Source organism: Pseudomonas sp. R3-41 (assembly GCF_054161485.1).
On the sequence record NZ_CP096421.1, the window covers coordinates 2,126,845 to 2,133,793 of the forward strand.

General features: G+C 63.0%; 6 protein-coding genes. 2 read left to right on the forward strand and 4 right to left on the reverse strand.

Annotated elements, in window-relative coordinates; genetic code table 11:
* Positions 1-342: 342 nt before the first annotated feature.
* Positions 343-711 (forward strand): DUF6124 family protein, encoded by a 369-nt coding sequence (locus M1D99_RS09720; RefSeq protein WP_458131689.1) that lies wholly within the window; start codon positions 343-345, stop codon positions 709-711.
* A 145-nt stretch (positions 712-856) separates the two neighbouring features.
* Here M1D99_RS09720 and M1D99_RS09725 read toward each other — a convergent pair whose 3' ends face one another.
* From M1D99_RS09725 to tam, 4 genes are all read right to left on the reverse strand, one after another.
* A complete protein-coding gene (locus M1D99_RS09725; RefSeq protein ID WP_458131690.1) occupies positions 857-2,680 on the reverse strand; it encodes a glycoside hydrolase family 15 protein in 1,824 nt (607 codons plus the stop codon).
* Entirely contained in the window at positions 2,673-3,473 is an 801-nt protein-coding gene (locus tag M1D99_RS09730; RefSeq protein ID WP_434574908.1) for an SDR family oxidoreductase, read from the reverse strand. The genes M1D99_RS09725 and M1D99_RS09730 overlap by 8 nt, the downstream gene beginning before the upstream one ends.
* A 243-nt stretch (positions 3,474-3,716) precedes the next feature.
* On the reverse strand, positions 3,717-4,850 hold the full coding sequence (locus M1D99_RS09735) for a cupin-like domain-containing protein (protein ID WP_434574910.1): 1,134 nt from the start codon (positions 4,848-4,850) through the stop codon (positions 3,717-3,719).
* A gap of 91 nt (positions 4,851-4,941) precedes the next feature.
* Complete coding sequence (gene tam / locus M1D99_RS09740; RefSeq protein WP_458131691.1) at positions 4,942-5,712, reverse strand: trans-aconitate 2-methyltransferase; 771 nt, start codon at positions 5,710-5,712, stop codon at positions 4,942-4,944.
* A gap of 240 nt (positions 5,713-5,952) precedes the next feature.
* Here tam and M1D99_RS09745 point away from each other — a divergent pair, with 240 nt between their 5' ends.
* Complete coding sequence (locus tag M1D99_RS09745) at positions 5,953-6,687, forward strand: alpha/beta fold hydrolase (protein ID WP_186710381.1); 735 nt, start codon at positions 5,953-5,955, stop codon at positions 6,685-6,687.
* Positions 6,688-6,949 lie beyond the last annotated feature (262 nt).

Sequence of the window (6,949 nt, forward strand, 5' to 3'; positions counted from 1 at the left end):
CCTCGCCACGGGGTTGTGTTCCTACAAAAAAATAGGTGAACCGGAATTTTCTGACGAGTCGCGTCGGTTGTCGGTTCGGAAGGGGCGGGGATAGGCTTTGCCCGTCGCTGCAAAATCAGCGACCGGGTTTGGTCACCCGTCCAATGTCAGGCGCACACGCGCCAACCTCAGCATGTCGGCGCTTTTTTGTGTGCTTGTCGGTATGCTTTGCGGTGGGCTGTGCGCGGGGCACTTTCGAGTGCGCCGGGTGCCTGACTTCCCGGTTGACCAACCTGCGTATAGCCCACCACCCTCGTTTGGTCACGAGGTGGGTGAGCTCAACTTCAAGTCAGGAGTTTCACAATGGTCAAGATCACCCCCAACCCTCCTAGGGCCGAAAACCTCTCCGCCTACACCACCTTCGATACACAAAAACTCCGTGAAGCCGCCGACCGGGCGCTGAACGTTCACTTGTCTCCTCCCGCCCCACCCAAGCCCGACACCCAGGACGGTCAGGTTTTCACCGTGGTTCCCGGCCTCAACGCCGAGTCGGTGCTGACCACCCTCAGCGAAACCCTGGCCTCGGCCGATGCGCTGGTCAGTGACTTGGGGTTCGAGTTGGAAGGTTCCCGGCGTCATGTTGCGTTGGGGATTCAGCAGTTGATCGAACTGGCCAGGTTGCTGGCCAACCGAGCGTTGGATGACCTCGAACTGGCTGACTCAACACAATAGTCAGCCCACCGTTTTCCCTGTGGCGAGGGAGCTTGCTCCCGCTGGGTTGCGAAGCGACCCCAGGATTTTTGCGCCTGCTGCGCAGTCGAGCGGGAGCAAGCTCCCTCGCCACAGGGACTGTGCCCAGTCTGAAGGGCCATTCAGCTCACGGCTGCCAATGATTTTTCTCGCCGCTCAACTTGCGGTCCAGGAAGCTCGCCGCACTGATCAGCGCCAGGTGGGTCAGGGCCTGGGGAGTATTGCCCAGGTGGTAGCCGTGGCTGTCGAACTCTTCGGCGTACAACCCCAGCGGGTTGGCGTAGCGCAGCAGTTGTTCGAATTCCAGCTGGGCTTTTTCCACGCGGCCGGCGCGGGCCAGGCATTCGACGTACCAGAAGGAGCAGGCGGCGAAGGAGCCTTCGGTGCCGCTGAGGCCGTCGATGGGGCTGTCGTCGTTGCGGTAGCGGTAGACCATGCCGTCGCGCACCAGGCTTTTTTCGATGGCATCGAGTGTCGACAGCCAGCGCGGGTCGCGGGCGCTGACGAAACGCACCAAAGGCATCAACAGCATTGAACCGTCCAGGGCGGTGCTGCCCAGGCGTTGGATAAAGTGCTGGTGTTCGTCGTTCCAGAAGTTGGCCCAGATGTCTTGGTAAATGGCCTGGCGGGTCTCGTCCCAGCGAGCGAACGGGGCGGGCAGGGAGCGCTTTTCGGCCAGGCGGATGGCGCGGTCGACGGCGACCCAGCACATCAGCCGCGAGTGCAGGAAATGTTGTTTGTCACCGCGCATTTCCCAGATGCCCACGTCCTTGTCCTGCCAGACAGTGCATACCTGGTCGATCACTTCGACGGTGTGTTTCCAACCTTGATGGGAAATGGCTTCGCCGTATTTGTTGACCAGGTACACGGCGTCCATCAGCTCGCCGAAAATATCCAATTGCACCTGTTGGTAGGCCAGGTTGCCGATGCGCACCGGTTGCGCGTTGCCGAAGCCGCTCAAGTGCGGCAGCTCGGTTTCCGGCAGTTCCTGCCTGCCGTCCAGGCCATAGAGGATGTTGAGTTTGGTCGGCTGGTCGCAGCAGTCGCTTACCCGGCCCCGCAGCCAGCGCATGTAGGCGTTGGCTTCGTCGACGAAACCCAGGCGCATGAACGCATAGACCGTGAACGAAGCGTCGCGGATCCAGGTGTAGCGGTAATCCCAGTTGCGCTCGCCCCCGCGGGTTTCCGGCAGGCCGAAGGTGGCGGCGGCGAGGATGGCGCCGTGTTTGCGCGAGGTCAGCAGTTTCAGCGCCAGGGCCGAGCGGTTGACCACTTCGCGCCAGCGCCCGCGATAGTTGGATTGGCCGATCCAGCCGCGCCAGAACGCCAGGGTCCGCTCCAGGCACATCGCGCTGGCATCGTCCTGCAGGCGCGGGTCGTCGATGCCGCCCAGCAGGAATTCGGCGCGCTGGCCCTGTTCCAGGGTGAACTCGGCCACGGCGGCGTTGCCGTCCAGCGTCATGGGCTGATCGCCGCATAAACGCAGGCTCGGATGCCCTGGCGCGCTGAAGCAAATGTGGCTGCCGTCCTGGCTCGCGGTCGTCGCGGCCCGGGCATAGTCATGCCGCACCGCGCAGCGCAGGCGAAACGTCGCACTGCCGGCGGTCATGTGGACCTTGCGCATCAGCACCGGCAAATCGTCTTCGCTGTCGCCGATGGGCAGCAGGTCGGTGATTTCCACCACAGCGCCGTCGCTCAGCCAACGGGTTTGCAACACGTTGGTGTCGGGCAGGTAGATCTGTTGCCGACGGGCGTTCGGCAGGTCAGGCGCGAGTTGGAAAATGCCCGCCTCCGGGGTGTCGAGCAGGGAACAGAAGATCGACGGGCTGTCGAATTCCGGCCAGCAGAAGAAATCGACGCTGCCCCGGTCGTTGACCAGCGCGGCGCTGCGCATGTCGCCGATGATGCCGTGGTTCTCGATGGGGCTTTGCGGTTCGTCATGATCAGCCATTGCCGCGAAACCCCGGATAAAGGCTCATCCCGCCATCGATGAACAGCGTGGTGCCCACCACATAATCGGACCAGTCCGAGGCCAGCCAGACCACCGCATTGGCGACGTCCTCGACATCGCCGACGCGACCGTAAGGAATCAGCTCCAGCAGTTTCTGCTCCTGCTCGCCCTCGGTGGCTTCGCGGTTGATGGCCGTGCGGATGGCGCCGGGAGCGATGCTGTTGATGCGGATGCGCTGGTGGCTGGTTTCCTGGGCCAGGCTCTGCATCAGCAGATCGACACCGCCCTTGGACGCGGCGTAATTGACGTGGCCGGCCCAGGGAATGCGCTGGTGCACCGAGCTCATGTGGATGATCTTGCCGGCGGCCCGGGACACGCCCTGGCGAATGCCCTGGCGATTGAAGATTCGCAGGGCGGCGCGGGCGCAAAGGAACTGGCCGGTGAGGTTGGTGCCGATCACGGTGTTCCAGTCTTCCAGGCTCATATCGACGGCGGCGGCGTCTTTTTGCAAACCGGAATTGGCCACCAGGATGTCCAGTGTGCCAAAGGCATCGAGGGCTTGGGCAAACAGGTGCTCGACCTCCTGTTCCTTCGACACGTCGGCCCCCACGGCGATGGCGCGGCCGCCGTTGGCGTTGATTTCACGGGCCAGTTCTTGCGCCGGCTCGGCGTTGGAATGGTAGTTGAGCACCACGGAGGCACCCACATCTGCCAACGCCTTGGCCGCGCCTGCGCCAATGCCGGAGCTGGCGCCGGTGACCAGGGCAACCTGTCGGGCGAGGGATATCTGCATGGTCTAGCACCTTGAGTTGAGGGCCTTACCTGCTGACTGGTTTGAGGTGGGTGGAGTTCAGTTGGGTGAGGTGGTCTTCATATTCCAGGTCCAAACACAAACCTGTGGCAAGGGGACTGTGGGAGCAAAGCTTGCTCGCGAAACAGGCGACTCGATTTCCGAAAGACCGCATTGTCTTCATCGCGGGCAAGCCTTGCTCCCACAATCTGTCTGCCAGAAAAAGAATGTGCTTCAGGGCCGCTGTTACCACCCCCGCCCCGAATTCACCCAGAAATTAACCGACAACGACGTCGACACCGACTCCACCTGGTGAAACCAGCCTTCCGGCAAAAACAGCAAATCTCCAGCCTCCAGCGTCACGCGCAGGAAGGTCACGTCACGGGCCCGGGGGAAGCGTTGGTAGTCCGGCGCGTCCGGGTTGAAATCGCAGCCGTCCAGCCCGCCTTGGGGCGCCGTGGACCAGGTGCCCAGGGCTTCGCGGTGATGAGGCGCGGCGAGGGTGAAAGTTTTCTGGCCCCAGACCTGGGCGAACAGATTGTCGGTGTCGTCGCGATGCAGGGGCGTCAGGGTGCCCTTGGGGCCGATCCAGATACGCGGTGGGATGAACAACGACGGGTCGAAGTAGGGCGGGTACTTGATCTGCTCCATCAGCTGCGCCGGCAGGATGTTGTTGCCCATGTAGGCCGGTGGTTCACCGTCGGCACCCTTGGCCGCCGGACTGTCGAGGGAAGCGATAAAGTCGGCCATGGACGTGGCGCGAAAATCCCGCTCGGTGGAGAAGGTCTTCTTCACGTAGTCGCCATGACGGGTGATGCCTTGCAGCTCGGCGAAATGCACCAGGGATTCTTCGCGGCTGAGCTTGAACAATGGCCAGTCCTGCAGGGCATCGCTGATGACCAGCGGAATGCCGTGGGGCAGGTACTGGGCGCGGAACTGCTGCACCGACAGCCCGCTGCGCGGCCGCCGTTCCACGCTGCGTTGGGTCGGCAGGCTGGCGGTGAGTTTTTCGCTGAAGCGCGGCGGGGTCGGGTAGCGCTTGTTCATGTCGACCTTTTCCACCACGCCACCGCCATGCCGGGCATGGTCGATGATCTGCGGCAGCAACGTCGCCAGGCCCATGTTGCCGCCGATTTTCAGGCGACCGCTGGCGAACAGTTCCTCGACATTGGCCATGCCGGCCATGATCCCGAGGAAGTCCTTCTCCGCCACCTCGATGGTCACGTCGGGGCTGGTGTGGCGGCCCGCCTCGGTGCGGCTGCTGGCCTTGACCTCGGACCAGTACGCCTGGTGCGGGCCGAACACGAATTGGAAGACGCCTTCGATACCAACGGCGCCGGCATTGGCGAACAGCTTGCCCAGGATGGTGTGCAGGTCCACGGCGGTCACTCTTGCGGGTTTTTGGTCTTAGCAGGTAACGAGGGCCCGGATCAGAAATTTAGGCCCTGTCGCTGCGTCATCGACCCTCGCCCTAGCGCGTCGCGACCATGAACAGCCGGGGAAACGGCAGCAGCACCGTCCCATCGTCCTGGGCTGGGTAAGTCTGTTCGATCGCCTTGAGATACTGCTCCAGGTATTGCTCGCGCTGTGTTTCGTCCAGCGGCTCGAGAAACGGCCGCAAGGCGCTGCCCTTGAACCATTCCACCACGCCTGCGGCACCGCCGGCCAAGGGGTGATGGTAGGTGGTGCGCCACACATCGACGCGGCTGCAGTGGGGCTTGAGCATCGCGTAATAGGCGCTGGCATCCGCCATCTCGGTACGCGAATCAGCCGCCGCGGCCAGTTGGCTGGCCCAAGGCCCGTTGGCGGCGATTTCCCGCATCAAGCGGTGGGAGGGCTGGTGCAGGTTGTCGGGCATCTGGATCGCCAGGCTGCCGCCGGGGGCGAGTTTGCCGATCAGCGAGGGCAGCAGGGTGGCGTGGTCGGGCAGCCATTGCAGCACCGCGTTGGCGAAGATCACGTCGAACGGCCCGGGTTCATCCCATTGGCCAATGTCGGCCGTATCGAATGCCACGGCGGGCAAGCGCTTGCGTGCGGCGTCGATCATGTCGCTGGAACTGTCCAGGCCGCGTACCGTGGCGCCGCTGAAATGTTCCACCAACAACTCGGTGGAGTTGCCCGGGCCGCATCCCAGGTCGATCACCGTGCGTGCCTCCACGGGAGGAATGGCGGCGAGCAGGTCCCGGGACGGACGGGTGCGTTCCTGTTCGAAGGTGACATATTGCTTGGCGGACCAGCCCATGGCGTTCTCCTGTGCAGTGATCGAGATGTCGCCAGTATAAGGTCGTGTGGGAAGATGAACCGCGTTATCGTTCATCGCGGGCAAGCCTTGCTCCCACATGCCTTGCTCTCACAAGCCTTGCTCCCACATGCCTGGCTCTCACAAGGGGTAGGCATCTCGTCGCGAACGTCACGGTTTTGACTAATTCCATGGGTTAGGATTTCGTTATCTTCCCTACACGACCGATCGGAGAAAACCGCAGTGACCCAACTGACCCTGCTGTGCCTGCCTTATTCCGGCGCCAGCGCGATGGTGTATAGCCGCTGGCGGCGCACGTTGCCGCAATGGCTGCACGTGCAACCGGTGGAATTGCCGGGGCGCGGTGCACGCTTCGACGAGCCACTGCACACCGACATGGGCCCGTTGGCGATGCAACTGGCGCGGGAGCTGCACCCGACGCTCCAGGCCCCGTACGCCTTGTTCGGCCACAGCCTGGGCGCGCTGCTGGCCTGCGAAATTGCCCATGCCCTGCGTGAGCTTGGCAGCCCGGAACCGGTGGCGCTGTTTGCCTCCGGCACCGCGGCGCCGACGATGCGCGCCGACTATGATCGCGGTTTTGCCAAGGCGAAAACCGACGCTGAGTTGATCGAGCAACTGCGCACCCTCAATGGTACGAGCGAGGAGATCCTGGCCAATGAAGAGCTGATGGACCTGACCCTGCCGATCCTGCGGGCCGACTTTTTGCTGTGCGGTCGTTTCCAGCCACGGCAGCGGCCGCTGCTCAAGTGCCCGGTGCATGTATTCGGCGGCACGGCCGACAAGGCCACCACGGAGCAACTGATGGGCTGGCGGCGGGAAACCACGGGCAGTTTCTCGGTGGACATGCTGGCGGGCGGGCACTTCTTCATTCATGAGCACGAGGCCAAAGTGCTGCGGCTGATCAAGGATCAGTTGAGCGTGCATCATCGGCGGCATGGGTTGGCGATCAGCGCCTAGCCCGTTCAAGACCCGCTTCTGTGGCGAGGGAGCTTGCTCCCGCTGGGCGGCGAAGCCGCCCCAAAGAAACTTGCAGTAGTCCAGACAGACCGCATCAGCCGGTTTACGACTGCTGCGCAGCCGAGCGGGAGCAAGCTCCCTCGCCACGGGTTTCTTCCTTTCTGACACTTGTTCCCAAGCGCTAATTTTTCCGGTTTGCATTCGTTTCATAGGGACGACTTGCCTTTGTGCCTTGTGCCCACTGATTCCGGATACCCCAGAA

What these genes read in the sequence shown, in the direction of transcription:
- M1D99_RS09720 (WP_458131689.1), top strand. Translation starts at nt 343, where the DNA reads ATGGTCAAGATCACCCCCAACCCTCCTAGGGCCGAAAACCTCTCCGCC.
- M1D99_RS09730 (WP_434574908.1), bottom strand. Translation starts at nt 3,473, where the DNA reads ATGCAGATATCCCTCGCCCGACAGGTTGCCCTGGTCACCGGCGCCAGC.
- M1D99_RS09725 (WP_458131690.1), bottom strand. Translation starts at nt 2,680, where the DNA reads ATGGCTGATCATGACGAACCGCAAAGCCCCATCGAGAACCACGGCATC.
- tam (WP_458131691.1), bottom strand. Translation starts at nt 5,712, where the DNA reads ATGGGCTGGTCCGCCAAGCAATATGTCACCTTCGAACAGGAACGCACC.